The 24,629-nt window shown below is 59.9% G+C and carries 17 protein-coding genes; 5 read left to right on the top strand and 12 right to left on the bottom strand.

The features are described from left to right. Position 1 precedes the first annotated feature (1 nt). Positions 2-1,015, top strand: coding sequence for an AI-2E family transporter (locus F8N96_RS06230; RefSeq protein ID WP_150767964.1), 1,014 nt, complete (start codon positions 2-4; stop codon positions 1,013-1,015). 132 nt (positions 1,016-1,147) lie between these two features. On the opposite strand, the gene F8N96_RS06235 is transcribed toward F8N96_RS06230, so the two are convergent. Further along, entirely contained in the window at positions 1,148-2,422 is a 1,275-nt protein-coding gene (locus F8N96_RS06235) for an Hsp70 family protein (RefSeq protein ID WP_150797070.1), read from the bottom strand. Between the two features lie 298 nt (positions 2,423-2,720). Between F8N96_RS06235 and F8N96_RS06240 the strand changes: the two genes are divergently transcribed. Together F8N96_RS06240 and F8N96_RS06245 are read left to right on the top strand one after the other, a co-directional pair. Next, positions 2,721-3,668 (top strand): DnaJ C-terminal domain-containing protein, encoded by a 948-nt coding sequence (locus F8N96_RS06240; RefSeq protein WP_150797071.1) that lies wholly within the window; start codon positions 2,721-2,723, stop codon positions 3,666-3,668. A gap of 23 nt (positions 3,669-3,691) precedes the next feature. Next, positions 3,692-3,997: a chaperone modulator CbpM gene (locus F8N96_RS06245; RefSeq protein WP_150797072.1), complete on the top strand. Its 306-nt coding sequence runs from the start codon at positions 3,692-3,694 to the stop codon at positions 3,995-3,997. 22 nt (positions 3,998-4,019) lie between these two features. Here F8N96_RS06245 and F8N96_RS06250 read toward each other — a convergent pair whose 3' ends face one another. Then, positions 4,020-5,144, bottom strand: a complete 1,125-nt coding sequence (locus F8N96_RS06250) for a sensor histidine kinase (protein WP_150797073.1) — start codon at positions 5,142-5,144, stop codon at positions 4,020-4,022. A gap of 252 nt (positions 5,145-5,396) precedes the next feature. On the opposite strand from F8N96_RS06250, the gene F8N96_RS35685 reads away from it, so the two are divergent. Next, positions 5,397-10,655: an NEL-type E3 ubiquitin ligase domain-containing protein gene (locus F8N96_RS35685; RefSeq protein WP_150797074.1), complete on the top strand. Its 5,259-nt coding sequence runs from the start codon at positions 5,397-5,399 to the stop codon at positions 10,653-10,655. A 280-nt stretch (positions 10,656-10,935) separates the two neighbouring features. Then, the gene (locus F8N96_RS06260; RefSeq protein ID WP_318187369.1) at positions 10,936-15,708 is read left to right on the top strand and encodes an NEL-type E3 ubiquitin ligase domain-containing protein; all 4,773 of its coding nucleotides are present in this window, start codon (positions 10,936-10,938) and stop codon (positions 15,706-15,708) included. 60 nt (positions 15,709-15,768) lie between these two features. Here the strand turns inward: F8N96_RS06260 and ureC are convergent, their stop codons facing one another. The 10 genes from ureC to urtB all read right to left on the bottom strand — a co-directional run bounded on the left by ureC (position 15,769) and on the right by urtB (position 24,623). Then, positions 15,769-17,469, bottom strand: a complete 1,701-nt coding sequence (gene ureC / locus F8N96_RS06265; protein ID WP_150797076.1) for an urease subunit alpha — start codon at positions 17,467-17,469, stop codon at positions 15,769-15,771. A gap of 126 nt (positions 17,470-17,595) precedes the next feature. Next, positions 17,596-17,904, bottom strand: coding sequence for an urease subunit beta (locus F8N96_RS06270; protein ID WP_008011171.1), 309 nt, complete (start codon positions 17,902-17,904; stop codon positions 17,596-17,598). Continuing rightward, entirely contained in the window at positions 17,904-18,437 is a 534-nt protein-coding gene (locus F8N96_RS06275; protein ID WP_064675671.1) for a GNAT family N-acetyltransferase, read from the bottom strand. The genes F8N96_RS06270 and F8N96_RS06275 overlap by 1 nt, the downstream gene beginning before the upstream one ends. A 6-nt stretch (positions 18,438-18,443) precedes the next feature. Further along, on the bottom strand, positions 18,444-18,977 hold the full coding sequence (locus tag F8N96_RS06280) for a GNAT family N-acetyltransferase (RefSeq protein ID WP_150797077.1): 534 nt from the start codon (positions 18,975-18,977) through the stop codon (positions 18,444-18,446). Positions 18,978-18,986: 9 nt separating this feature from the next. After that, positions 18,987-19,289 (bottom strand): urease subunit gamma, encoded by a 303-nt coding sequence (locus F8N96_RS06285; protein WP_128874348.1) that lies wholly within the window; start codon positions 19,287-19,289, stop codon positions 18,987-18,989. A gap of 159 nt (positions 19,290-19,448) precedes the next feature. Next, positions 19,449-20,288 carry an urease accessory protein UreD gene (locus F8N96_RS06290; RefSeq protein ID WP_150797078.1) on the bottom strand — a complete coding sequence of 280 codons (840 nt, stop codon included), beginning with the start codon at positions 20,286-20,288 and terminating at the stop codon, positions 19,449-19,451. 55 nt (positions 20,289-20,343) lie between these two features. Next, positions 20,344-21,042 carry an urea ABC transporter ATP-binding subunit UrtE gene (gene urtE, locus F8N96_RS06295; RefSeq protein WP_150767976.1) on the bottom strand — a complete coding sequence of 233 codons (699 nt, stop codon included), beginning with the start codon at positions 21,040-21,042 and terminating at the stop codon, positions 20,344-20,346. Between the two features lie 133 nt (positions 21,043-21,175). Beyond that, entirely contained in the window at positions 21,176-22,045 is an 870-nt protein-coding gene (gene urtD / locus F8N96_RS06300) for an urea ABC transporter ATP-binding protein UrtD (protein ID WP_150797079.1), read from the bottom strand. Beyond that, complete coding sequence (urtC, locus tag F8N96_RS06305; RefSeq protein ID WP_150797080.1) at positions 22,042-23,121, bottom strand: urea ABC transporter permease subunit UrtC; 1,080 nt, start codon at positions 23,119-23,121, stop codon at positions 22,042-22,044. Before urtC ends, urtD begins: the two co-directional genes overlap by 4 nt. Continuing rightward, a complete protein-coding gene (gene urtB / locus F8N96_RS06310) occupies positions 23,121-24,623 on the bottom strand; it encodes an urea ABC transporter permease subunit UrtB (RefSeq protein ID WP_150797081.1) in 1,503 nt (500 codons plus the stop codon). Before urtB ends, urtC begins: the two co-directional genes overlap by 1 nt. Positions 24,624-24,629 lie beyond the last annotated feature (6 nt).

Genomic DNA, 24,629 nt, shown 5'->3' on the forward strand with positions numbered 1-24,629 from the left:
TATGCCAACGTTTTCTCAACGCCAAGTCTTGCTGATAATCAGTTGGGTCATCATCTTTGGTGGTTTGCTGCTGGTGCTGCCGTTGCGACTGCTGCCCAGCCTGCTGGCCGGGTTGCTGGTGTTCGAACTGGTCAACATGCTCACCCCGCAGTTGCAACGGTTGATCGAAGGCCGGCGCGCGCGCTGGCTGGCGGTGGCGTTGCTGGGCACATTAGTGGTGAGTGTGCTGGCGTTGATCTTTGCAGGCGCCATCAGTTTTCTGCTGCACGAGGCGGAAAACCCTGGCGCTTCCCTCGACAAGTTCATGGGCGTAGTCGACCGGGCGCGCGGGCAACTGCCGCCGTTCATCGATGCCTATCTGCCTGCCAGTGCCGCGGAATTCCGCGTGGCGATCGGCGAGTGGATGAGCAAGCACCTGAGCGACTTGCAACTGGTGGGCAAGGACGCGGCGCACATGTTCGTGACGCTGCTGATCGGCATGGTGCTGGGGGCGATCATAGCCTTGCAGCGGGTGCCGGACGTGACCAAGCGCAAGCCTCTGGCCGCAGCACTGTTCGATCGTCTGCACCTGCTGGTCCAGGCGTTTCGTAACATCGTGTTCGCCCAGATCAAGATTTCCCTGCTCAATACCTTCTTCACCGGGATTTTCCTGGCGGTGGTCCTGCCGATGTTCGGCATCAAGCTGCCGCTGACCAAGACCCTGATCGTGCTGACCTTCCTGCTCGGCCTGTTGCCGGTGATCGGCAACCTGATGTCGAATACCCTGATCACCATTGTCGGTTTGTCGCTGTCGATCTGGGTGGCGGTGGCGGCGCTGGGTTATCTGATCGTTATCCACAAGCTCGAATATTTTCTCAATGCGCGCATCGTTGGCGGGCAGATCAGTGCCAAGTCGTGGGAGTTGCTCTTGGCAATGCTGGTGTTCGAGGCCGCGTTCGGCCTGCCGGGGGTCGTGGCGGGGCCGATTTATTATGCGTATTTGAAGAGTGAGTTGAAGCAGGTGGGGATGGTTTGATCAGGTAGAGATGTGTTGCCTGATCTGACGCTTTCGCGGGCAAGTCGGATCGCCGCATCGCTCGCTCCTACAGGAATCGCATCATCCCGTAGGAGCGAGGCTTGCCCGCGATGGGGGCGCCTCGTTTTTGGATCAATCCATGGTGCCGTAACGCTTCATCGCTTCAATCGCCAACCCGCTACCGATGCTGCCAAAAATGTTCCCCTCCACATGCCGCGCCTTCGGCAACATCGCCGAAACACTGTTGCGCAACGCCGGGATCCCGCTCGAGCCACCGGTGAAGAACACCGTATCCACCTGATCGACCCGCACATTCGCATCGTTGAGCAACTGCGTGACGCTGTTGCGCACGCGCTCGAGCAGGTTGTCGATGGCCGATTCGAACAGCGCCCGGCTCAGTTCCACGCTCAGCCCCGGTTCGATGCGGTCCAGCGGCACGTGGCGGCTGTCGGCGTGGGTCAGCTGGATCTTGGTTTCTTCCACTTCCATGGCCAGCCAATGCCCGGCGCGCTGCTCGATCAGCTTGAACAGGCGGTCGATGCCGCCCGTGTCTTCGATGTCGTAGCGCATACTGCCCAGGGCCAGGGTCGACTTCTGCGAGTACACCGAGTTGATGGTGTGCCAGGTCGCCAGGTTCATGTGGTGGCTGGTGGGCATGTAGGCGCCGCTCTTCATGCGGCTGCCGTAGCCGAACAGCGGCATCAGGCCCTGCAGGCTCAGTTGCTTGTCGAAATCGGTCCCGCCGATGTGCACGCCACCGGTGGCGAGGATGTCGTCGTGACGGTTGTCGTGGTTGCGACGCTCGGGCGACAGGCGCACCAGGGAGAAGTCGGACGTACCACCGCCGATGTCGACGATCAGTACCAGCTCTTCCTTTTCGATGGTCGACTCATAGTCGAACGCCGCCGCAATCGGCTCGTACTGGAACGACACATCCTTGAAACCGATGGCGCGGGCCACATCCACCAGGGTGTTTTCCGCTTCCTGGTCGGCCATCTCATCGTCGTCGACGAAGAACACCGGACGACCCAGCACCACTTCATCGAACTCCCGACCGGCGGCCGTTTCCGCGCGCTTCTTCAATTGGCCGATGAACAGCCCGAGCAGGTCCTTGAACGGCATCGCGGTGCCGAGGACGCTGGTATCGTGCTTGATCAGCTTGGAGCCCAGCAGGCTCTTGAGCGAGCGCATCAGGCGGCCTTCGTAGCCTTCCAGGTACTCGTGCAGCGCCAGCCGGCCGTATACCGGGCGACGTTCTTCCATGTTGAAGAACACCACTGACGGCAGGGTGATCTTGTCGTCCTCCAGCGCGATCAGCGTTTCCATGCCGGGGCGCAGCCAGCCGACGGTGGAGTTGGAAGTGCCGAAGTCGATACCACAGGCACGGGCTGGAGATGCGTTTTTCATGTCTTTCAGGTTCCGGTTAAAAAACGGCCGCGCAGTGTATGTCACCGCGGCACAGATTCGAAGGCCGACTATCCGCTAAATCTCAGCTATTAGCGCCTTGAAAGACTATCCTTTGCCCCAAACTTGTCTGCATTGGGCCTGGCAGCCACAGGACGGTCGCAAGAACCGCCCACCGCTGCCGATAAACTTCTGATGCGCTGCCCGGTCACAACCTTGAGATCGGTCAAACCCGGTGATGCAAATCAAGTGCATGCTCTGGCAGGTGGCGCGATATCGATAATGGATGGTGATTCCCACGATGGACTTCAAAGATTATTACAAGATTCTCGGTGTGGAACCGACCGCGGACGATAAGACGATCAAGGCCGCTTATCGCAAACTGGCGCGCAAATACCACCCCGATGTCAGCAAGGAAAAGGACGCCGAGGCCAAGTTCAAGGATGCGTCGGAAGCCTATGAGGCGCTGAAAAGCGCCGACAAGCGCGCCGAATACGACGACTTGCGCAAATACGGCCAGCACGGCCAACCGTTTCAGGGCCCGCCGGGTTGGCAGGGGCGTGGTGCTGGCGGTTTCGGTGGTGGTCAGGACACGGGCGATTTTTCGGACTTCTTCAGTTCGATCTTCGGCGGCCGTGGCCCTGGTTTTAATGGTGGACAGTCGCGTCGCAGCACCGGACGTCGAGGGCAAGACGTGGAAATGGAATTAGCGGTTTTTCTGGAAGAAACCCTCTCGAACGAGTCGAAAAAGGTCACCTTCCAGGTGCCGCAGTACAATCCTGCGGGCCAGCATGTCAGCAATACCAGCAAAAGCCTGAACGTGAAGATCCCGGCCGGCGTGGCCGACGGCGAGCGTATCCGCCTCAAGGGCCAGGGTGCACCGGGTGTCGGTGGCGGCGCCAATGGCGACCTGTACCTGATCATCCGTTTTGCGCCGCACCCGAAATACGATGTGGAAGGCGAAAACCTGATCATCACGCTGCCGCTGGCACCTTGGGAGCTGGCGCTGGGCACTGAAGTCGCGGTGCCGACCCTGACCGGCAAGATCAACCTCAAGGTCCCGGCCGGCAGCCAGAACGGCCAGCGCATGCGCGCCAAGGGCCACGGCTTGATGAACAAGGCCGGCGAGCGCGGTTACCTGTTCGTGCAACTCAAGGCCGTCATGCCTAAAACCTCGGACGACGAGGTCAAGGCGCTGTGGCAGGAACTGGCGAAAAAAGCCGCTTTCAATCCCAGAGAAAACTTCTGATCCAAGAGACGGAGTAGCCCATCATGAGCAACCCCCTGATCGTTCAACTGGACATGGCAGAATTCTGTGAGGCGACCGATTTGTCGGACGTCTACGTGATCGAAATCGTCGAACACGGCATCCTCGAACCTCAGGGCACGCAGCCCAAGGATTGGCGTTTCAACGATTATGAGCTGGCACTGGCCAAGCGTGCCGCGAAGCTGCGGCACGACCTGGAGCTGGAGTGGGAGGGGGTTGCCCTGGCGCTGGACCTGCTTGAAGAGGTCCAGCAGTTAAGGGCGGAGAATCGGATGTTGAAGCAGCGGTTGGGGCGGTTAGTGGTTGAATAACCCTGCTTGCACAAGCCCTGTTTCAGATCCGCCGGGGCAACACCACGGTAAACAGCGTGCCATCGGCCTCACTGGAGCTGACCTCGATCGTCCCGGCATGGGCGTTGACCACTTCCTTGACGATAAACAGGCCCAGTCCGAGGCTGGTGGAGGGCTGGCCCAGTTCTTCGTCGGCACTGCGTACCAAAGGATCGAAGATAGTGCCAATGGCATTCTCGGGAATCGGCGTGCCGTAGTTGTGCACCGTGAGACGAACCGTATCCGGCTCGCCAATGAGGTTTATCCTCACATCCCGCTTGTTCAAACCATGCTGTAGTGCGTTGCCGATCAGGTTCTGCAGGAGTTGATCCAGGCGCCCGGCATCCCAGACCCCGCGGGTGTCGCCCGATACATGAAGCATCGGATCGCATTCCGGGTTGCCGGCACAGGCTTCGGCGATCGCGGCATGGGCTGCGTCCGCCAGGTCCATGGGGACAGGCTCGATCGGCAGGCTCTTGCCCAGGCGACTGCGCACCAGCTCCAGCAGATCGCCGACCATCACCGCCATGTGCCGCGCGCCGCGCTTGATGTTGATCGCGCAGGTCAGCGCATCGCCTTCGAGGGTCACCTTGCGCAGCAGCAGTTCGGTGGACATGCTCACCGCTTGCAGCGGCGCACGCAGGTCATGGCCGAGGATCGCCAGAAAGATGTCCCGCGAACGATTGACCTGTTCGGCATAGGCGGCGGTGGACTCGGCAAGGGCTTCGTCGATGGCTTCATTGAAGCGAATCATGTCCTGGAAATACGCCATGTCCGGCGATTCCAGGCTGTCGACCCACAGACGGATCACGCAGGCGCGCAAATGGCGGAACTCGGACGTCATTTGCACCAGGTCGAACCCGACGTTGTGGCGCAGCTCGCCATGACAGGCCGCGGCCTGGTCCAGGCTCGGGGTCTTCTCCGGGCCTTCGCCTTTGGCCTTGGCCGCCTGTTCGCTGGCGGTCTGTGCCTTGCACATATCGGCTGACGCGGCCAACAGGATCGACTTCGCGTGATCGCGCAAGGTTGTGCGGTCCAGCGAATCGTCGGCGCTGATGGCTTCGGCAAATGTTTCCCATTCGTCAACGATGCGATCCACGTGCTGCGCGATGAATTCAGATAAACGCATGGCTGGGTTTCTGCATGGCAATGATAGCCAATGAGTGTGGCGCATCCGGGCGCCTTTGTCCTGTCCCTGCTGCACGCGCCGATGAAGCGGCATGGAGGCGCAGACAAGGTGGTAATTAATTATATTTTGATGCTGTTAATTGAATGGTTATGACCCGTTACTCGGTCATTGGACGGCGTATTTTTGATTATTGTTTCAGGTCTGTAGTGAGTAGATTGGACGTTCAATTGAATTGCATACGGATCATGCGATATGTCTGAATCTATCATGGAAAAAACGCCGGTCGATGAACCCGTTGAGGATGAAAAGGGTCGTCACTTCGACTTCATAAAAAGCACTATTCCCGAATGCCTTGTTCAGGCCTCGCCGCCACGGCGCAAAGTGCTCAGGGACACTAAACCTGGTGTTGCGCAGTGGTATGAAAACAGTTCGACGCAGCAGCGCACTGTCCTGAAAACGCTGATGGAAGCTGATTGTCATGCGCAGAACGAATGGGACAAGACTATTGCTGCCGTGGACTGTGTTGCCACCTATGCCAAGCCCTTATTGACCACTGCCCTGGCCAAAGCGGGTATTGACCTGGATGTCGAGAAAACCTGGGTACGTCTCTACTACCCGATAGATTACAAGTTTTTCGGTATTGCGACGGGCGTGAACACTGGCGATGTGCGTAGCAGGACCTTCTCGTTGCTCCAGGCGGCATTGCATAACTTCGAAGCCTTCGAGGCCGATGAGCGTTACTTTGATGAAGACTCTACGTTCATTACCGAGCCCGACCCACAGGGTCGCTTCGAGGTTGTTTCTTCCAGCCTGAACATTTCGCAGTTCGTCACGATCTGTCGAAACCTGGATATAGGTGGCCAGTATGAAACCTATATCAAGGACTTTCTTTATGAAGGTGGCACTGCGCATCAGCAGGCGTTAAGCCAAGCGTTCATCGATAGTAAAAAAACCGCCATGAAGGCCGCCGCCTATGCCGCCCTCCTGAAAAGTGATATCGAACTCGCACATTACGAAATGTTAGTCGAGCTGATCAACGAGCAGGATATCGTCAGGGATAAAAGCAGCCGACGCCCCATCAGCTACAGCCCGCTTCGGTTGATGGGGTACGAAATCGCCGAGTGTGCAGTGTTCTTCCCAACCCACGCCAATCGTTACGATACCAGCTATGTCATTGCCTGGATTCCGGACGATCCCGAACACCCGATAAAAAAATACGCCTCATTCGCTGACTTCGAAGGGCAACTGACCCATCAATTGATGTACCGGCCACCGGGCAGCCGAATCGATAGCGCCAGGGACGCGCTCACCGACTATCAACGCTTCTTCAGCCGGTTCATCGGTGAAAAGGACCGGGGCGGTTTTTTTCTTCGGTTTACCCAAAAGGTTTTGGACGCGCCGTCCGGTATTTACTGGAAAGACCAGGTGCGCGGTTATCTGAAGTATGTGAGCCCGGCATCAAGGTTGGTCGGCCCCATAGCGGATCGGCACTGGCGGCACGACCCGCGAGAGAATATCGATTTGCATGCCGAGCTTTCGCTGAATTTTCAGTGGGTCGGCATGGCTGGCATCTGGACCGAGATGTTTCGTCAGAAACGTCGGCACATGCGAGAGGACGCGCAGGTACTTGCCGTTTCCACGGCCGCCGAGGATGACATCACCCGCGAGCGTCGGCTCTCCAATTACCTGAATATCGGCATGTCTGTCGTCGGTATCGCCGCGTTTTTTGTGCCGCCGGTCGGCGCCGCGCTGTTGCTGGTTACCGCGGACCAGTTGTTGTTCCAGACGATCGAGGGCGCGCGCGAGTTGAGCCAGGGCGACAAGGAAGCGGGCTGGGCGCACATCACCGATGTACTGGAAAACCTGGCGACGATGGCGGCACTGGCGCCGGTGTTTCACTACACGGTTTCGCCGTTCATCGAAGGCTTGAAGTCGGTCACCCTGCCCAGTGGCAAGACGCGGTTGTGGAAACCCGATCTCAAACCCTACGAACGCAACGTCGAATTGCCAGCGAATGCCAGGCCCGACAAGTTGGGGCTGCATCGGCATTCCGGGGAGAATATTCTGCCGCTGGAGGGCAAGCATTACGCGCTGAAAGAGCAACCGCACTCCGGAACATACCGGATCAAGCATCCGACTCGGGAGGACGCCTACCAACCGGTGTTGAACCATAACGGCAACGGGGCCTGGCATCATGAGGTGGAGGCACCACTGGAATGGTCGAAACACACCTTGTTACGGCGCTTGGGACACTCGGTGGACGCCTTCACCGAGAGTGAACGCGAACACATGCTAAAGGTCAGCGGCACACATGAGGACGCGCTGCGTCGCATGCATGTCGAGGGTGAGCCTACGCCACCAATGCTGACCGACACCATCGCGCGGTTTCAAGCCTATGCCGATGCCGGCGAAGTCGGCAGCCAGATCCGTCGCGGCCAGCTGCAGAATGACCTTTGCGGCTATGCCGCTTCCTTGATGGTCGAGCTGCCAGGCTGGCCTCGCAGCAAAGCGATAGAGGCGTTCGAAGGCCCTGATTCAAGCAGCGACTCCGTTCAATATGGCGATAGCGCCGCACCGGCTTCGGACGTCATCAGGGTCAGCCGGGCCGAGCTGATGGCGGGGCAATTGCCGGAGCGTGTACTCACCTTTCTCAGCGAGGAACAAATCAAGCGCCTGGTCGGCCAGCATGTCGCGCCGGACCAGCAGGCCCTGACGTTGAAAACTCGATTGGCCGACCATGCGGATCAGGCCAGGGCGCGGATATTCCAAAGTCTGTCCAAGGAACGGGAGGAACTGGGCACTCCCCGGACTCAGCTGATCCAGCGTAGCTTTCCCTCGGTGTCGACCCCCCTCGCAAACGAACTGTTGGAGGAGGCGACGCCCGACGAGCTGCGGCAGATGAAAACCACCCGGCGCCTGCCGTTGCGATTGGCGCAAAAAGCTCGTCTGGCGCAGCAAGCGGTGCGCTTGTCGCGCGCTTATGAGGGGCTTTTCCTGGAAGCGCTGGCTGCGCCGGACACTGAAAGCCTGGTCCTGCATACCTTGGGGAAATTACTCGACGAGCCAGGCAATTTGCGCATCGAGGTCCGGGATGGCGCATTCACCGGAGCGATACGGGCCAGCGTCGGCCCCGAAGATGCCCTTGAGCGCAAAGTGCTGGTTCGTACCGGGGGTGGGCAGTACGAAGCACGCGACGCCAGCGACAATCATTTACACGCAAGGGATGACCTGTATGCCTCCCTTCAGCACGCCTTGCCGGATGCTCAACGACGATCCTTGGGTTTGCCCCAGGTGAATCAAGGTGCCGAGCTCAAGGCACTGATCCAGCAACAGGCACTGGCGCGAGATGAGCTGCGTTCGGTCCTGAACATGCAGGCGCCGCGTCAACCGTTCTTCAAGCCACTGACGCTGTTGCCCGATGGTCGGCGCGGCTATCCGCTGAGCGGTCGCGGTCAGGGGATAGGGGAGGGGATTATCGAGGAGCGGGTCAGAAGGCTCTACCCCGACTTTGTCCGAGAAGAAATCGATGAATTCGTTGCCGCGCTGAATGCTCAAGACGACTCGCCTGAGGACCAGCTGAAGCAACTGAAGCGGGAATACAAGCAACTGGATGACAGCCTGCAAGCCTGGTTGAGGGCGCCGAACGAGTGGTCTGGCGTAAGAGACAGCCCGCAGTACATCAGGGAGTGGGGCGCGAGGATAAAAATCGTCAGAGCCCTCAAGCAGGCCTGGCAAAGGACCGGTCCTAAAGACTATGACGCCTATGGCAATTATCGTGGCCAGAGCATCGATCTGAGCGATACCTCGTTGCAATACCAGCTGCGCAGCTTGCCGGCGCTGGAAGCGAATTTCGACCATGTCACCCGGCTCAGATTGAATCGTTCGCAATTTGGCAATGAAGTAGAAGGGTTCCTTGGACATTTTCGCCAGCTTCGCGCCCTGGATCTATCCAGCAACCCATTGACCCACCTTCCCGCAGCGATTGGCGACATGCCACATCTGCTTGAACTGCATGTGGGCAATAACCAGATCATGTTGACCGGGCCCGCCATCGACAGCATCAAGAACCTGACCCGGTTAAAAGTTCTCGGGATGGAAAACAATCCACTGACCTTATCGCCCGATGTCAGCCGCATGCCAGACTTGCACATCGTGAACCTCTCGAACACCGGCCTCGCCACTTGGCCTACCGGGACCTTTGCCCTGCCCAGACCCCGGCACTTCGATTTGAGACTGGTCGATAACCCCATTACCGGGATTCCCGTGGTGGCCCCCGGCTCCATCCGGGCGGAAATTGTGGCGCGCACGCTGATCAGTCGCGATCCGCCCTGGCTGTCGCCAGAAAATCTCACCACGCTCAGAACCTACATTGAATCGGTAGGGCTCAATCCTGACCGTGGTTCGCCCAATTCGGTGATGTCCGACAGCAGTTTCTGGATCAAGGCGTTGCCGCCGGAGGAGCGAGCGACCCCTGAGTTACGAGGGTTAAAACGTGATCTGTGGGGCGCGGTGGCGGACGAGTTCGGCTCCGAGGCATTTTTTGCTGAGATCCAGAAACTTGCCGGCTCCTCGGATACGGTGGCCGAGTATCGAACCGAGCTGGCGGACAAGGTCTGGCGAATGCTGCAGGCGGTCGCCGAAAACACCGAGCTGCGCGAGCGGCTGTTCAAAGAAGCGCTTGTTCCTTCCACCTGTGTTGACTCCGGCGCGCAACTGTTTAACGCCATGGGCGTCGAAGTGCTGGTGCATGAGGCCTACGGTCTGGTCAGCAAGGATCTGGTGGAAGCGGAACTGGTGAGCCTGGCCAGGGGCAAGTCACGTCTGAATGAACTGGGCAGGATAGCCCGCAAGAGGATCACGGACCTGATGGAGCAAGGCCGCAAACTTCCCGAATATGATCAGGACGGCGGCATGATCATGCAGCGGGATGAGGAGGGGAACTTTGTCAGGTCTATCGATGAAGTGGAAATTTATCTTTCCTATGTAACGGCGCTGGCCGAACGCCTGGATTTGCCTTGGCAGTCGCGCAGCATGTTGTTCGAGGAGGAGGATGTCACGTCGTGGATGATAGAGGCTGCCTACCGGCAAGTTCTGGCGCTCGAGACGGGTGATGACCTGACTGATTTATTGCTCGAGCAGGATTTCTGGAGCAAACATATCCAGGGTGCCAACCGGCAGGTTTTCAAGCACTTGCGGCGCCGAACCCACGCGGCATTAGCCCTGCAAACCGCACAAAAAGACTGGACGCAAACCTCCGATCCATCGGCGCGTACACAACTGCGCAAGACCATCACGGCATTGGCGACGACGCTTGGCAAACAGCCAGCCGATGTCCCTCCCGGTCGCGTGATGACGGATGAGGAGTACTGGGCAGAGTGTGAGGTGATCAATACCGAAACGACCACCCTGCTGAGGAAATTGACCCGGGAAGCGATGGCCAGGGCCAAACTTCAAAGAGTCGAAATGCCCTTTACGGTGCAGTCGAACACAACGCTTGAACACGGCGAGTAGCGTTGAGGTTTTTTCGCAACAAGCGATACATATATAGGGCTTTTACAACAGGGTCGCTCGCTAGACTGGAGGCTTCATAACCCGTCAAGGATGACCCTGTATGCCAGCCTCTCTCACACCCGTTACCCCCCCCGCAGGTACGTTCAATGCCGACCTGCGGGGTGTCCACTACGACTTCCTGAAAGACCGCGTGCCTACGTGGTTTACGGGGGCTTCGACGCAACGCCAGATGGAACTAGCCCAACATGAAATGGAACTGCCCAGCTGGTACCTGACCGCCATGCCCGAGGCCAGGACCGCGCTTGCCGACAGTCATATCCGGTATCGCGAAGCCTTGAACAACATCGAAGACAAGCTCGGCGGCATCGAAGATGTGTTGGCCTTCGCCGAACAGCCGCTCAAGGACGCGATCAAGAAAGAATTCAATCTGGATCTGGACGTCAGGCAGACTTATTTCGCGCGCAAATACGCCGTCAAGGATCGAAATGACTTGTATGGTTTCTTTGTCTTCGACCAGCAAGACGATCCGGCGCTGAAGTACGAGTATCGCGGCATATCGCTGCTCGAGGCCGCCCTGGCCAACTTCGAACCGGACGAAGAACAAAGCGGCCCTTGCACGGATTGTCAGATCATTACCACTTGGAGCGACTATGACGGCGAAGTCATACCGACGTTCAACGCGGTCAATGGTCAGGCCGTGTCCATTGCGCCGCATGCCTTTGCCAGGCTTTGTCGCACGCTGGATCTGGGCGAGCTGTATCAGAAGCACCTGGAGGCTATCCTGCAGCCCAGGGGTGTGGTCGAACGCAAGGCGCTCAACGACAAGATGGAGGCGTACCAGCGACAACAGCTGGCGCTGAGCACCGAGATCGGCCGCCGCCAGGCCGCCATGGGCACCGGCAACAGCCCATGGGGCGTCAGTGTCGAGGCCTGGCAGATGCTCAAGCAAGTGGTAACCGATCAAGGCGATGTCACCCTGGACGGCAAGCCTGTGACGTTCGCGGCGCTGAAGATCTTTGGCTCTACGCTGGTCGGCCCTTTGCTGATCGGTCCGGACCGCAAGAACAGTGACAAGGTCGAGCGCCTGCTGGTGTATATCCCCAATGACCCGCAACAGCCGCTCAAGGAGTATGCATCCAGCGCCGACTTCATGAATGAGCTCAGGACGCGCTTGCACAGTGCCTCTTATCGACGTTTTTTCAGCCGGTTCGTGCCACAGCGTGAACAAGGCATTTTCTTTCAACGCTTCAATGCGGTGTATCAGCCCACCGGTGCTGGTGCGGCAGCCGACTTTGCGCTCCAGCCAGATCCGGTGAAACTGCCGCTGGATGAGGCCGCCATTACCGGCAATCTATGGGAGCGGTTGCGCCAGGCCCATGTGAACAAGATTTTTGCCGACGCCAGGGCTGTCGCCGTGCCGACCGGGGACGAGGACCGCAAGGCTCGAATGGAGCGGCTGGAGAGCTTCCTGGACGCGGTGAACAGCGTGTTTAACCTGGCGGCTTTCGTGGTACCGGGGCTGGGACCGATCATGCTGGCCGTGGGCGCCGCACAGATGGGCTCGGAAGTATTTGAAGGCATCGAAGCGTACGAGCAGGGCGACGTCAAAGCCATGTGGGCGCACTTTTCCAGCGTGGCCCTCAATGTGGCCTTTATCGGTGTCGGGGCCAAGGTGCTCCCCGAAATCAAACTGTCGAGCAGGGTGGATACGCTCAAGCCCGTCACGCTGTCGAATGGCAAGCAAGCGCTGTGGAACCCTGATCTTTCGCGCTATAAGGTGCCCGTTGAACTGGAACCGAATGCAAAGCCCGATCAATTGGGCCTGTTTCAGAACAACGGCCAGAGCCTTCTTGCCCATGAGGGTGATCACTACGGCATCGTTGAGGACGCTGGTCAGTATCGCATCCAGCACCCGAGCCGGCCCGAGGCCTATCGGCCTGTTGTCGAGCACAACGGCGCGGGGGCCTGGAAGACCGAACTCGATGAGCCGCTGACGTGGGACAGGGCGCGCTTGTTACGCCGGCTAGGGCCTTCAACCCAGGACTTTACGGATGAAAAGCTTGAGCAGATCCGGACCGTGGCGGGTGTTTCGGAAGACGAACTGCGACGGTTGCACGTCGAGCTCGATCCGCCGCCGATCATGCTGGACGATACGCTCCAGCGTTTCAGGCTGCATGCCGAAGCGGGTAAGGTCGGCCAACAGATACTGGCCAATCAAGTGCCCGAGAGATTGCTGGAGGATGTGGCAAGACTCACGACCGACTTGCCTCGCTGGCCGGAAAGCCGGTCCGTGGAAGTCTTTGATGGCCCTGAGCTGAAGGGGCCGTCGACCCTCATCGGCAACATTGACGTGGCCAGCGCGAACCGGATCAAGCTGACCCGATCCGAATTGCGCGACGGTCAGTTACCGCAACGCACAATCGAAACCCTCGGCGAAGATGAAATCCATCAACTGTTGGGGCAGGCCATTTCCAGTAACAAGGAAGTGCGCATCCAGGCTTTGAAGGAAGCGCTGGCGGAGCAGGCGACGCTAATACATAAGCGACTCTTTGATTCGCTGTACAAACAGCACCAACTCGACGCCGGAGAGCAGGTGCAGCGGCTGACCAATGAGTATCCCGGGTTGCCGAACGCTGTCGCCGCACGTCTGCTGCAAGAGGCGACCCCGGCCGATCTCGAACACCTGACGCAAAAGCGCACCGTCCCTTTGCGCCTGCGTGAACAGGTCCGCCAGGCCACGCAGCGCGTGCGGGTCAGCCGCGCCTATGAAGGGTTGTATCTTGATGGGCTGGAGAATAACGACACGCGGCGATTGGAGCTGGCATCGCTGGCCAGACTGCCGGGCTGGTCGAGCGATGTGCGCATTGAAATTCGTGAGTATTCGTTCACTGGCAAGCTTCACGCCAGTGTCGGTCCCGAAAGCGCAACCATTCGCAAAGTGCTTGTTCTTGAAGACCGGGGCGGTTATCAGGCACGTGATGAGAGTGATCAACACCTGCACGGTAGCGATGACTTTTTTGCCTCGGTGTTGCATGCGTTGCCGGACACTGAACGCAAGGCGCTGGGGTATGACATTTTCGAGGGCGAGCGGCTCAAGTCCGACCTGCAACGTTCACCTCTGGCGTTCGAGCAATTCGAATCGGTCCTGGATGAACATCCGCTGCGTAAACCGGCTTATGACCCGGTAACGATGCGCCTGCGTGGCGGCATGCAGGGCTATCGCCAAGTGCTCGACGAGCCGATGTTAAAGCGCCGGATCTGGGCGCTTTATCCGAATTTTTCCGAGGCGCAGGTCGCCTCGATGCTGGCGGAATTCGGCGAGGCGGCGCCTGCGCGACTCCTGGCCCTGGAGACCGAGTTCAGCGACTTGGACAATGCACTGAAAGGCTGGTTGAACTCTGCGACGATGCACCATCGCTTCAGCGTCCTGGGGGCTCGGCAGTGGGAATCACGAAACTTGCTGTACAAGGCACTCAAGCAATGTTGGCAAAGGACAGGACCGGCGGGTGTCGAAGTTCCCGGTATCGTTGGCGCGCAGCGTCTGCATCTGGACGGTTTTGCAATGGGGCGCAACCTGGTGGACTTGCCGAGACTGACCGCCAATTTCGATCACGTGACGAGTCTGAGCATGCGTAGAACCAGTGCACTTGCCAGCCAGGGGAAGTTTCTTGAAAAATTCCCGCAACTTCGTGAGTTGGATCTGGAAGGAAACCTGATGAACCGCTTGCCGCCGGCCATAGGCGAGCTGCGTCAGCTGACCCATCTGATGCTGGATAACAATCAAATCATGCTGACACCGCAAGCGGTCGCGCGGTTGAGAAGCTTGACCCGGCTTGAGGTTTTGCGGCTGCAAGGCAATCCGCTGGGGCTAGTGCCTGACATCAGTCAAATGCCTGATCTGGCGATCCTCGATCTTGAACGGACAGGCATCGACCAATGGCCCACCGGACTGTTTGGCAAATCCCGTCCGCGGCACATCTATCTCAACCTGAAACATAATCGATTGGCAATCATTCCAGACGTCGCTCCTGGCTCTTTCCGTGCGGAGCTGTTGGTCCGGACCATCGTCAGCCGTGATCCCGCGTGGATGCCGGAGCGTGTTCTGAATAAGTTGAGGGGTTATGCGGAATCGCTAGGCATGGATCCTGACCGTCCCTACCCCCCAAGGGGATTGATGGACAGCCACAAATGGGCTCAGGGCCTGTCTGAGTCAGTGTTCCGGGAAAAGCTGACTATCTGGGACGGGGTTGAAGATGAGATCGGTTCCGAAAAATTCTTCGACATGGTACGAAGGCTTACCGAGTCGGCTGACTTCAATTCGCCGCAGCTGTCCTACCGCGCCGAGCTGACAGCCAGGCTCTGGCGAATGCTCGAGGCCATGTACGACGATGCGCAGTTGCGGGAAACGGCCTTCTCCGAATCCGTTGTGGTGACCGAGTGTTCCGATGGTGCAACCCAATTGTTCAATGCATTGGGCGTCAAGGTTCTGATCAAGGAAGCCTACGCTCTGCAGCATCCGGGACTTATCGAGGCGGAACTGGTGGAATTGGCAAGGGGCAAGTCTCGGCTGGATGAACTGGGCGCTATTGCGCGCCGACGAATCGCCGCGCGTTTCGAGAGCGGAGAACGATTCAGACGTGTCGATGCCAATGGCAACGTTACCGGTACGATCGACGAAGTGGAGGTGCAGCTCGCCTATATGACCGATCTGGCGGAAAAACTGGATCTGCCATGGCAAGCGCGTGGCATGTTGTTCCGGGCCATTAGCGGGGTGACGTCCGAGATGATAGAGGCTGCTCGCCTGCATGTGCTGGGGCTTGAACTGGGTGACCTGCTCGAGGAGACCATTCTTGAGCAGACTTTCTGGAACGACTACCTGGAAAACACTTATCGTGATGAGATCGCCAGGAAAAAGCTCGAGCTGGGCAACGAGGACGAGATGGCCCAGTTCACCGCGATCAAGGCGCTGAAGAAAACCTGGACCAGTCAAGCTATCGAGCGTGCCAAGCTGCGAAGGACGGAAGTACCGTTCACCGTGCAGGCCGATAGTTGATTGATGATGTGACCAGCCCCGACTGCGATGTCGCCTTCGGGGCTTCTTTTTGAGCGTCCGTCAGAACAGGAAATAACGCTGTGCCATCGGCAAGGTATCGGCCGGCTCGCACCACAACAATTCGCCGTCGGCTTTCACCTGATAGGTCTGCGGGTCGACGTCGATCGTCGGCAGGTAGTCGTTATGAATCAGGTCGGTTTTCTGCACATCCCGACAGCCTTTGACGACCGCAATGGTCTTCTTCAGGCCCAAGGCTTCCGGCAGCCCGGCTGCGTGTGCCGCCTGGCTGATAAAGGTCAGGCTGGTGGCGTGCAGCGAGCCGCCGTAACTGGCGAACATCGGACGGTAGTGCACCGGTTGTGGTGTCGGGATCGAGGCGTTGGCGTCGCCCATCAGGCTCGCCGCGATGGCGCCGCCCTTGAGAATCAGGGTCGGTTTCACACCGAAAAAAGCCGGGCGCCAGAGCACCAGATCGGCCCATTTACCAACCTCCACCGAACCCACTTCATGGCTGATGCCATGGGTGATCGCCGGGTTGATGGTGTACTTGGCGATGTAGCGTTTGGCGCGGAAGTTGTCGTTGCCAGCACCGTCGCCCGGCAGCGCGCCACGCTGTTTTTTCATCTTGTCGGCGGTCTGCCAGGTACGGGTGATGACTTCGCCGACGCGGCCCATGGCCTGGCTGTCGGAACTGATCATCGAGAACGCGCCGAGGTCGTGCAGGATGTCTTCGGCGGCGATGGTTTCGCGGCGGATGCGGCTTTCGGCGAAGGCCACGTCCTCGGCGATGCTCGGGTCCAGGTGGTGGCAGACCATCAGCATGTCGAGGTGTTCGTCGATGGTGTTGCGGGTGAACGGCCGGGTCGGGTTGGTGGAGCTCGGCAGCACGTTGGGGAAACCGCAGGCCTTGATGATGTCCGGCGCATGGCCGCCGCCTGCGCCTTCGGTGTGATAGGTGTGGATGGTGCGGCCCTTGAAGGCGGCGAGGGTGGTCTCGACGAAGCCCGACTCGTTGAGGGTGTCGGTGTGGATCGCCACCTGCACGTCGTATTGGTCGGCGACGTTCAGGCAGTTGTCGATGCTCGCTGGCGTGGTGCCCCAGTCTTCGTGGAGCTTGAGGCCGATGGCGCCGGCCTTGACCTGCTCGATCAAAGGTTCGGGCAGGCTGGCGTTGCCCTTGCCGGTGAAACCGATGTTCATCGCGAAGGCATCGGCGGCCTGGAGCATCCGTGCCAGGTGCCACGGGCCGGAGGTGCAGGTGGTGGCGTTGGTGCCGGTGGCCGGGCCGGTGCCGCCGCCGATCATGGTGGTGACGCCGCTCATCAGCGCTTCTTCGATCTGCTGAGGGCAAATGAAGTGGATATGGGTGTCGATGCCGCCGGCGGTGAGGATCATGCCTTCACCGGCGATCACTTCGGTGCTGGCGCCGATCGCGATGGTGACGCCGGGCTGGATGTCCGGGTTGCCCGCCTTGCCGATGCCGGCGATGCGTCCGTCCTTGAGGCCGACGTCGGCCTTGACGATACCCCAGTGGTCGATGATCAGTGCGTTGGTGATCAGGGTGTCGACCACTTCGGCGGCCAATAATTGGCTTTGGCCCTGGCCGTCGCGGATGACTTTGCCGCCGCCGAATTTCACTTCTTCGCCGTAGGTGGTGAAGTCCTTTTCCACTTCGATCCACAGCTCGGTGTCTGCCAGTCGGACCTTGTCGCCGACGGTGGGGCCGAACATGTCGGCGTAGGCTTGACGGGAAATCTTCATTGCAGTTCCTTCATTGATCGTTCCCACGCTCTGCGTGGGAATGCCGCCATGGACGCTCTGCGTCCGCCGTTATGTGACGCGGAGCGTCACGGGATGCATTCCCACGGGGACCGTGGGAACGATCAGTCAGTCGAGGTCACCCATGATCCTGCCGGCAAACCCGAACACCCGGCGATGCCCGGCCAGGTCGACCAGCTCGACCTCGCGGCTCTGCCCCGGTTCGAAGCGCACGGCGGTGCCGGCGGGGATGTTCAGGCGCATGCCGCGGCTGGCGGCGCGGTCGAAGGTCAGGGCGTCGTTGGTTTCGAAAAAGTGGTAGTGCGAGCCGACCTGGATCGGCCGGTCGCCGCTGTTGGCCACCTTCAGGCTGAGCGTGCGGCGGCCGACATTGAGTTCGATGTCGCCGGGTTGGATCTGGTATTCACCGGGAATCATCAATGGGCCCCCTGGAGGATCTTGTAGTAGAGCGCGGTGGGTTTGTAACGGCCGCTCGGATCGCAGGCATAGTCGGGGATTTCACCGGCGCGGGTGTAACCCAAAGCCTTGTAGAAATCCTCGGCGGGGGAGCCGGCTTCGGTGTCGAGGTAGAGCATGCCGCGCTTGTGCTGGAGGGCGGCCGTTTCCAGTGCGCTCATCAACTGCTGGCCCAGCCCCCGGCGACGCGCGTGTTCGCGTACCAGCAGTTTCTGCACTTCGGCACGGTTCAGGCCATTGGCTTTCTGGCACAGGGTCAGTTGTACGCTGGCCTGTACCTGTTCGTCCTTGACCACCACCCACAGCAGCACGTTGCCTTGGTTCAGGTTCTCTTGAACGTCATCGAAGTAAGCGCGTGCTTCAGTAGCATCCAGATTGGCCATGAACCCGACGCTGGCGCCATAACCCACGGCATCGAGCAGCAGATCGATCAAACCCTGGCGATAGTGCGCAAAGCTTTCAACATTGACGCGGCGCAGTTGGGCGGCGTTCATCGGGCGTTACTCCTTATTGGCGGCAGGTGGCTGCGCGCCAGGATTGAGGGTCAGCTGCATGAAGGTCAGGTCCAGCCAGCGGCCGAACTTGGTGCCCACCTGGGGCATCTGGCCGGTGGTCACGAAACCGGCTCGTTCATGCAGACGGATGGACGCGGCATTACCGCTTTCGATGGCGGCAACCATCACATGCTTGTCGCAATCTCTGGCGCGGTCGATCAGTACGTCCATCAGTTGTGGGCCCAGGCCATTGCCGCGCTGATCGCTGCGGACATAGACCGAGTGCTCGACGGTGTGACGGAAACCGTCGAACGGCCGCCAGTCACCGAATGACGCGTAGCCCAGCACGGTGTTATCGCTGTCGAGGATCACCAGAATCGGATAACCCTGGGATTCCCGGGCGCTGAACCAGGCCTGGCGGTTGCCCAGGTCGACGACCTTCTCGTTCCAGATCGCCGTGGTATTGAGTACGGCATCGTTGTAGATATCGCGGATCGCCGCCAGATCGGCATGCACTGCATCGCGGATGTGGTAAGTCATGGCGCGACCTCAGGCGATCGGTTGGTGAACGGTGACCAGTTTGGTGCCGTCGGGGAACGTCGCCTCGACCTGGATCTCGGGGATCATTTCCGGGATGCCTTCCATCACTTGTTCGCGGCTGAGCAGGGTGGTGCCGAAGTGCATCAGGTCGGCCACGGTCTGGCCGTCACGGGCGCCTTCGAGCAACGCGGCGGAAATGTAGGCCATGGCTTCCGGATAGTTGAGTTTCACGCCGCGGGCCAAACGCCGCTCGGCCACGAGGCCGGCGGTGAAGATCAGCAGCTTGTCTTTTTCGCGTGGGGTCAGGTCCATCGTTTGAAATCCATAATCGGCAGTAAAAAGGTATTGGAGCTGTTAATGCGGACCCCTGTAGGAGCTGGCTTGCCAGCGAAGGCGTCCATTCAGGCGATAAATATGTCGACTGAAACACCGCCTTCGCTGGCAAGCCAGCTCCTACAGGGGAATCGGTGTTCAGGTGCTCCATATTCGTGGGGCGACGGCTTCTCGCCCAAGCAACGCAGGCCTGAGCAAGCGCCACACATCAATCAACCACCCCCGCGCCAACAGTGCCTCACTGGCCAGGCATCGAGCCACCAGAAGCCCCGGCAGCTGGGTCAGGTCTCCCCGCACCTCATTAGTCAGCGATCGGCACTTTTCCAGCAGATCACTATCAATTTCGCCGGTCACCAGCAGGGTCGCAAACACCGGCTGCCCATCCAGGCCAATTGGCGAATCGAGCAAGCCATCCCCGCCGACAATGCGCTGACGTTCGTGCCAGAGCAACCGGCCATCGCGACGGATATCGAGTTGCGCCTGAAAATACCCGAGGTCGAAGCACTCGCCGCTGGCCGGTCGGCCCAGCGCCACCACGTCCCAGTAAAACAACCGGGCATCGCCTTCAAGCTCGATGCAGGTGCTGAGTTCGGCCTGCGCAGCACTGAAAATAATGGTCTCCTGCGGCAACCATTCCAGTGTCGCACCGCTCGCCACTTTCAAGGTCAGCTGCTGATAAGCGGGTCCGGCCGCGCGATACCACTTGGCCGCGCCGGGGCTGGTGATTTGCGCCCAGGCATCGGGGCCGACACTGGCCGAGATGTCCAGCCGGTCACCCCCGGCAATCCCGCCTGGCGGATGAACGATGATGTGCTGGCACACCTGTGGCCCTTCGGCGTACAAATGCTTCTGCACCCGCAGCGGGCCTTTGTGCCGGCGCTGAACCGGGCGCGTGCTGTCGCCGAATCTGGCGTAGCCCAGTTCCAGCTCGGCGTGCCAGCTTGGGGTAAACAGGACGGTGGGGGCAGGTAAATTCATGGTTTCCAGTTATCGTCAGACGCTGCAGATCAGATCGTAGCCTTACATCGCAGCCTTATATGGTAACCAGGCCGCGCACACCCTCGGCTTCCATATTTTCGCCACGGCCCTGCTGCACGATCTCGCCCCGGGACATTACCAGGTACTGATCGGCCAGTTCAGCGGCGAAGTCGTAGAACTGCTCGACCAATAGAATCGCCATATCACCACGGGCGGCCAGTTGCTTGATGACGGCCCCGATCTCCTTGATCACCGAGGGCTGAATGCCTTCGGTGGGTTCGTCGAGAATCAACAGCCGTGGACGGCTGGCCAACGCCCGGCCGATCGCCAGTTGCTGCTGCTGACCCCCGGACAAATCGCCGCCACGGCGTTGCTTCATTTGCAGCAGTACCGGGAACAGTTCGTAGATAAACGCCGGGACCTCCTTGGCTTCTGATCCGGGAAACCGCGACAGGCCCATCAGCAGATTCTCTTCCACGGTCAGGCGGCCGAAGATCTCGCGACCCTGGGGTACGTAGGCAATCCCTGCATGAACCCGTTGGTGCGGCTTGAACGTGGTGATCGGTTTGCCTTCCCAGTTCACCGCGCCTTCCTTGGCCGGCAACAAGCCCATCAGGCACTTGAGCAGGGTGGTCTTGCCGACACCGTTGCGCCCGAGCAGACAGGTGACTTCTCCGACCTTCACGTCAAAGCTCAGGCCCCGCAGGATATGGCTACCGCCGTAGTACTGGTGCAGCTTGTCGACTTGCAACATATTCAAATTCTCCTCAATCCCCCCTGTAGGAGCTGGCTTGCCAGCGAAAGCGTCCTTTCAGGCGATAAATACGTCGACTGATCCACCGCCTTCGCTGGCAAGCCAGCTCCTACAGGGGGGTGTGTTTGCAGGTCTATCGGCCGAGATAAACCTCGATCACCCGCTCGTTGTCCTGCACCTGTTCCAGCGACCCTTCGGCCAGCACGCTGCCCTGATGCAACACGGTGACGTGGTCGGCGATCGACCCGACAAAACCCATGTCGTGCTCCACCACCATCAGCGAATGCTTGCCGGCCAGGCGTTTGAACAGTTCGGCGGTGAATTCGGTTTCGGCATCGGTCATGCCCGCTACCGGCTCATCGAGCAGCAGCAGTTGCGGGTCCTGCATCAGCAACATGCCGATCTCCAGAAACTGCTTCTGACCATGGGACAACAAGCCCGCCGGGCGATTGACCGAGGTGGTCAGGCGAATGGTGTCCAGTACCTCGCTGATGCGATCTCTTTGCTCGCCACTCAGGCGAGCGCGCAGGCTGGCCCAGACCGACTTGTCGGTTTTCTGCGCCAGCTCGAGGTTTTCGAACACGCTCAAGGCTTCGAACACCGTCGGCTTCTGGAACTTGCGCCCGATCCCGGCCTGGGCGATCTGCACTTCGCTCATCTGCGTCAGGTCCAGGGTTTCGCCGAACCAGGCCTTGCCGTGACTGGGCCGGGTCTTGCCGGTGATCACGTCCATCAGCGTGGTCTTGCCCGCGCCGTTGGGGCCGATGATGCAGCGCAATTCACCCACGCCGATGTACAGGTTCAGATTGTTCAGGGCCTTGAAACCATCGAAGCTGACGCTGATGTCCTCCAGGGTCAGGATGGTGCCGTGGCGGGTGTCCAGGCCAGGGCCGACGCTTTGACCGAGGCCGATGACGTCGCGGCTGCTGCCCGCATCCTTGTTGGGCTCCACCGGGAAAAACGCCGGTTCGAGCATGAATTCAGCCGTCGCAGTGACTCTCATTGCTCACCTCTCTTTTTCAGCAGGCCGATCACGCCTTTGGGCAGATACAAGGTCACGACAATGAACAGCGCGCCGAGGAAGAACAGCCAGTATTCGGGGAAGGCCACGGTGAACCAGCTCTTCATGCCGTTGACCACACCGGCACCGAGCAGCGGACCGATCAAGGTGCCGCGACCACCCAGCGCGACCCAGACCGCCGCCTCGATGGAGTTGGTCGGCGACATCTCACTCGGGTTGATGATCCCGACTTGTGGCACATACAGCGCGCCGGCCAATCCACACAACACCGCGCTCAACACCCAGACAAACAGCTTGAAGCCACGCGGATCATAGCCGCAGAACATCAGGCGGTTTTCCGCATCCCGCAGGGCGGTCAATACCCGGCCGAACTTGCTCCGGGCCAGGCGCCAGCCGATGAACAGGCTCGCCACCAACAACACTACCGTGGCGAAGAACAGCACCGCGCGGGTGCCGGGTTCGGTGATGCCGAAACCGAGGATGGTGCGGAAGTTGGTGAAGCCGTTGTTGCCGCCGAACCCGGTTTCGTTGCGAAAGAACAGCAGCATCCCGGCGAAGGTCAGGGCCTGGGTCATGATCGAGAAATACACGCCCTTGATCCGCGAACGGAAGGCGAAGAAGCCGAACACCAGCGCCAGTAGTCCCGGGGCCAATACCACCAGGCACATCGACCAGAGAAAGCTGCTGGTGCCGGTCCAGTACCAGGGCAATTCGGTCCACGACAGGAAGGTCATGAACGCTGGCAAACCATCGCCCGAGGCCTGGCGCATCAGGTACATGCCCATCGCGTAACCGCCGAGGGCGAAGAACAGGCCGTGGCCCAGGGACAGCAGGCCGGCGTAACCCCAGACCAGATCCAGCGCCAGGGCGACGATGGCATAGCACAGAATCTTGCCCACCAGCGTCAGGGTATAAGCCGAGACGTGAAACACGCTGTCCGGTGACAACAGCGAAAGCAGCGGCAGTGTCAGCAGCAGAACGAGGACCACCGCGCCGACAGCGAGAGTGACCTTGGGGCCGGCCTTTTGGCTGGCGGTAAGCATCAGGGGCTGGTTCATCAGTCGATCACCCGTCCTTTCAGTGCGAAGAGGCCTTGCGGACGTTTCTGGATGAACAGAATGATCAACGCGAGGATCAGGATCTTGCCGAGCACCGCACCGATCTGCGGCTCGAGAATCTTGTTGGCTACCCCCAGGCCGAACGCGGCCAGGACACTACCGGCCAACTGACCGACGCCGCCGAGTACCACCACCAGGAACGAGTCGATGATGTAGCTCTGGCCGAGGTCCGGGCCGACGTTGCCAATCTGGCTCAGGGCGACGCCGCCGAGACCGGCAATACCCGAACCGAGGCCGAAGGCGAGCATGTCGACGCGCCCGGTGGGCACCCCGCAGCAGGCGGCCATGTTGCGGTTCTGGGTGACGGCGCGCACGTTCAAGCCGAGGCGCGTCCTGTTCAGCAGCAGCCAGGTCAGCACCACCACAAACAGGGCGAAGGCGATGATCACGATGCGGTTGTAGGGCAGTACCAGATTCGGCAGAACCTGAATCCCACCGGATAACCAGGCCGGGTTGGCCACTTCGACGTTCTGCGCGCCGAACACCAGTCGCACCAGCTGGATCAACATCAGGCTGATGCCCCAGGTGGCGAGCAGGGTTTCCAGCGGACGGCCATAGAGGTGGCGGATGACTGTGCGCTCAAGGGCCATGCCGATCGCGGCGGTGACGAAAAAAGCCACCGGCAAGGCGATCAATGGATAGAACTCGATGGCTTGCGGTGCGAAGCGCTGAAACATCAACTGCACCACGTAGGTCGAGTAGGCACCGAGCATCAGCATCTCGCCGTGGGCCATGTTGATCACGCCGAGCAGGCCAAAGGTGATCACAAGCCCGAGTGCCGCGAGCAGCAGAATCGAACCCAGCGACATGCCGCTGAAGGCTTGCCCAAGCATCTCGCCGATCAGCAGTTTGCGTTTGACCTGGGCGAGGCTGGTTTCGGCGGCGGTGCGTACCGTGGTATCGGCTTCCACACCGGGTTCGAGCAAGCCTTCGAGGCGGGTGCGGGCCAGCGGGTCGCCGGTTTCACCCAGCAGCCGGACAGCGGCGAGGCGCACGCTCGGGTCGGTATCGACCAGTTGCAGGTTGGCCAAGGCCAGGCTTAACGCCGCGTGAACGCTTTCATCTTTTTCGCTGGCCAATTGCCGATCGAGGAACGTCAGCTGCGCCGGTTTGGCGCTTTTCTGTAATTGCTGTGCGGCGGCCAACCGGACGTTGGCGTCGGCGGCGAGCAATTGGTGGCTGGCCAGCGCGGTATCGATCAGGCCTCGCAGGCGATTGTTCAGGCGCAGTGTTTTCGGTTGGCCATCGATGGTCAATTCACCTTGTTGCAGGGCATTGATCAGTTCGACACGGACCGGATCGGGCTGCGCGGCCCAGGACTCCAGGAGTTTGGCTTGTTGCACGGGGTTGGCCGTGACGAAGTCTTCGGCGTCGCCTGAATGTGCGGCCATCGGCAACAACAGCGCGATGGCAAGGATGAAGCGGTAAAGGGCGGTGGGCATGTCATT

It is taken from the genome of Pseudomonas fluorescens (assembly GCF_902497855.1).
GTDB classification, from domain to species: domain Bacteria; phylum Pseudomonadota; class Gammaproteobacteria; order Pseudomonadales; family Pseudomonadaceae; genus Aquipseudomonas; species Aquipseudomonas fluorescens_BI.

What these genes read in the sequence shown, in the direction of transcription:
- urtC (WP_150797080.1), bottom strand. Translation starts at nt 23,121, where the DNA reads ATGAACCAGCCCCTGATGCTTACCGCCAGCCAAAAGGCCGGCCCCAAG.
- F8N96_RS06235 (WP_150797070.1), bottom strand. Translation starts at nt 2,422, where the DNA reads ATGAAAAACGCATCTCCAGCCCGTGCCTGTGGTATCGACTTCGGCACT.
- ureC (WP_150797076.1), bottom strand. Translation starts at nt 17,469, where the DNA reads ATGAAGATTTCCCGTCAAGCCTACGCCGACATGTTCGGCCCCACCGTC.
- F8N96_RS06250 (WP_150797073.1), bottom strand. Translation starts at nt 5,144, where the DNA reads ATGCGTTTATCTGAATTCATCGCGCAGCACGTGGATCGCATCGTTGAC.
- F8N96_RS06245 (WP_150797072.1), top strand. Translation starts at nt 3,692, where the DNA reads ATGAGCAACCCCCTGATCGTTCAACTGGACATGGCAGAATTCTGTGAG.
- F8N96_RS35685 (WP_150797074.1), top strand. Translation starts at nt 5,397, where the DNA reads ATGTCTGAATCTATCATGGAAAAAACGCCGGTCGATGAACCCGTTGAG.
- urtD (WP_150797079.1), bottom strand. Translation starts at nt 22,045, where the DNA reads ATGAGAGTCACTGCGACGGCTGAATTCATGCTCGAACCGGCGTTTTTC.
- F8N96_RS06240 (WP_150797071.1), top strand. Translation starts at nt 2,721, where the DNA reads ATGGACTTCAAAGATTATTACAAGATTCTCGGTGTGGAACCGACCGCG.
- urtB (WP_150797081.1), bottom strand. Translation starts at nt 24,623, where the DNA reads ATGCCCACCGCCCTTTACCGCTTCATCCTTGCCATCGCGCTGTTGTTG.
- F8N96_RS06260 (WP_318187369.1), top strand. Translation starts at nt 10,936, where the DNA reads ATGCCCGAGGCCAGGACCGCGCTTGCCGACAGTCATATCCGGTATCGC.
- urtE (WP_150767976.1), bottom strand. Translation starts at nt 21,042, where the DNA reads ATGTTGCAAGTCGACAAGCTGCACCAGTACTACGGCGGTAGCCATATC.
- F8N96_RS06275 (WP_064675671.1), bottom strand. Translation starts at nt 18,437, where the DNA reads ATGAACGCCGCCCAACTGCGCCGCGTCAATGTTGAAAGCTTTGCGCAC.
- F8N96_RS06270 (WP_008011171.1), bottom strand. Translation starts at nt 17,904, where the DNA reads ATGATTCCCGGTGAATACCAGATCCAACCCGGCGACATCGAACTCAAT.
- F8N96_RS06290 (WP_150797078.1), bottom strand. Translation starts at nt 20,288, where the DNA reads ATGAATTTACCTGCCCCCACCGTCCTGTTTACCCCAAGCTGGCACGCC.
- F8N96_RS06230 (WP_150767964.1), top strand. Translation starts at nt 2, where the DNA reads ATGCCAACGTTTTCTCAACGCCAAGTCTTGCTGATAATCAGTTGGGTC.
- F8N96_RS06280 (WP_150797077.1), bottom strand. Translation starts at nt 18,977, where the DNA reads ATGACTTACCACATCCGCGATGCAGTGCATGCCGATCTGGCGGCGATC.
- F8N96_RS06285 (WP_128874348.1), bottom strand. Translation starts at nt 19,289, where the DNA reads ATGGACCTGACCCCACGCGAAAAAGACAAGCTGCTGATCTTCACCGCC.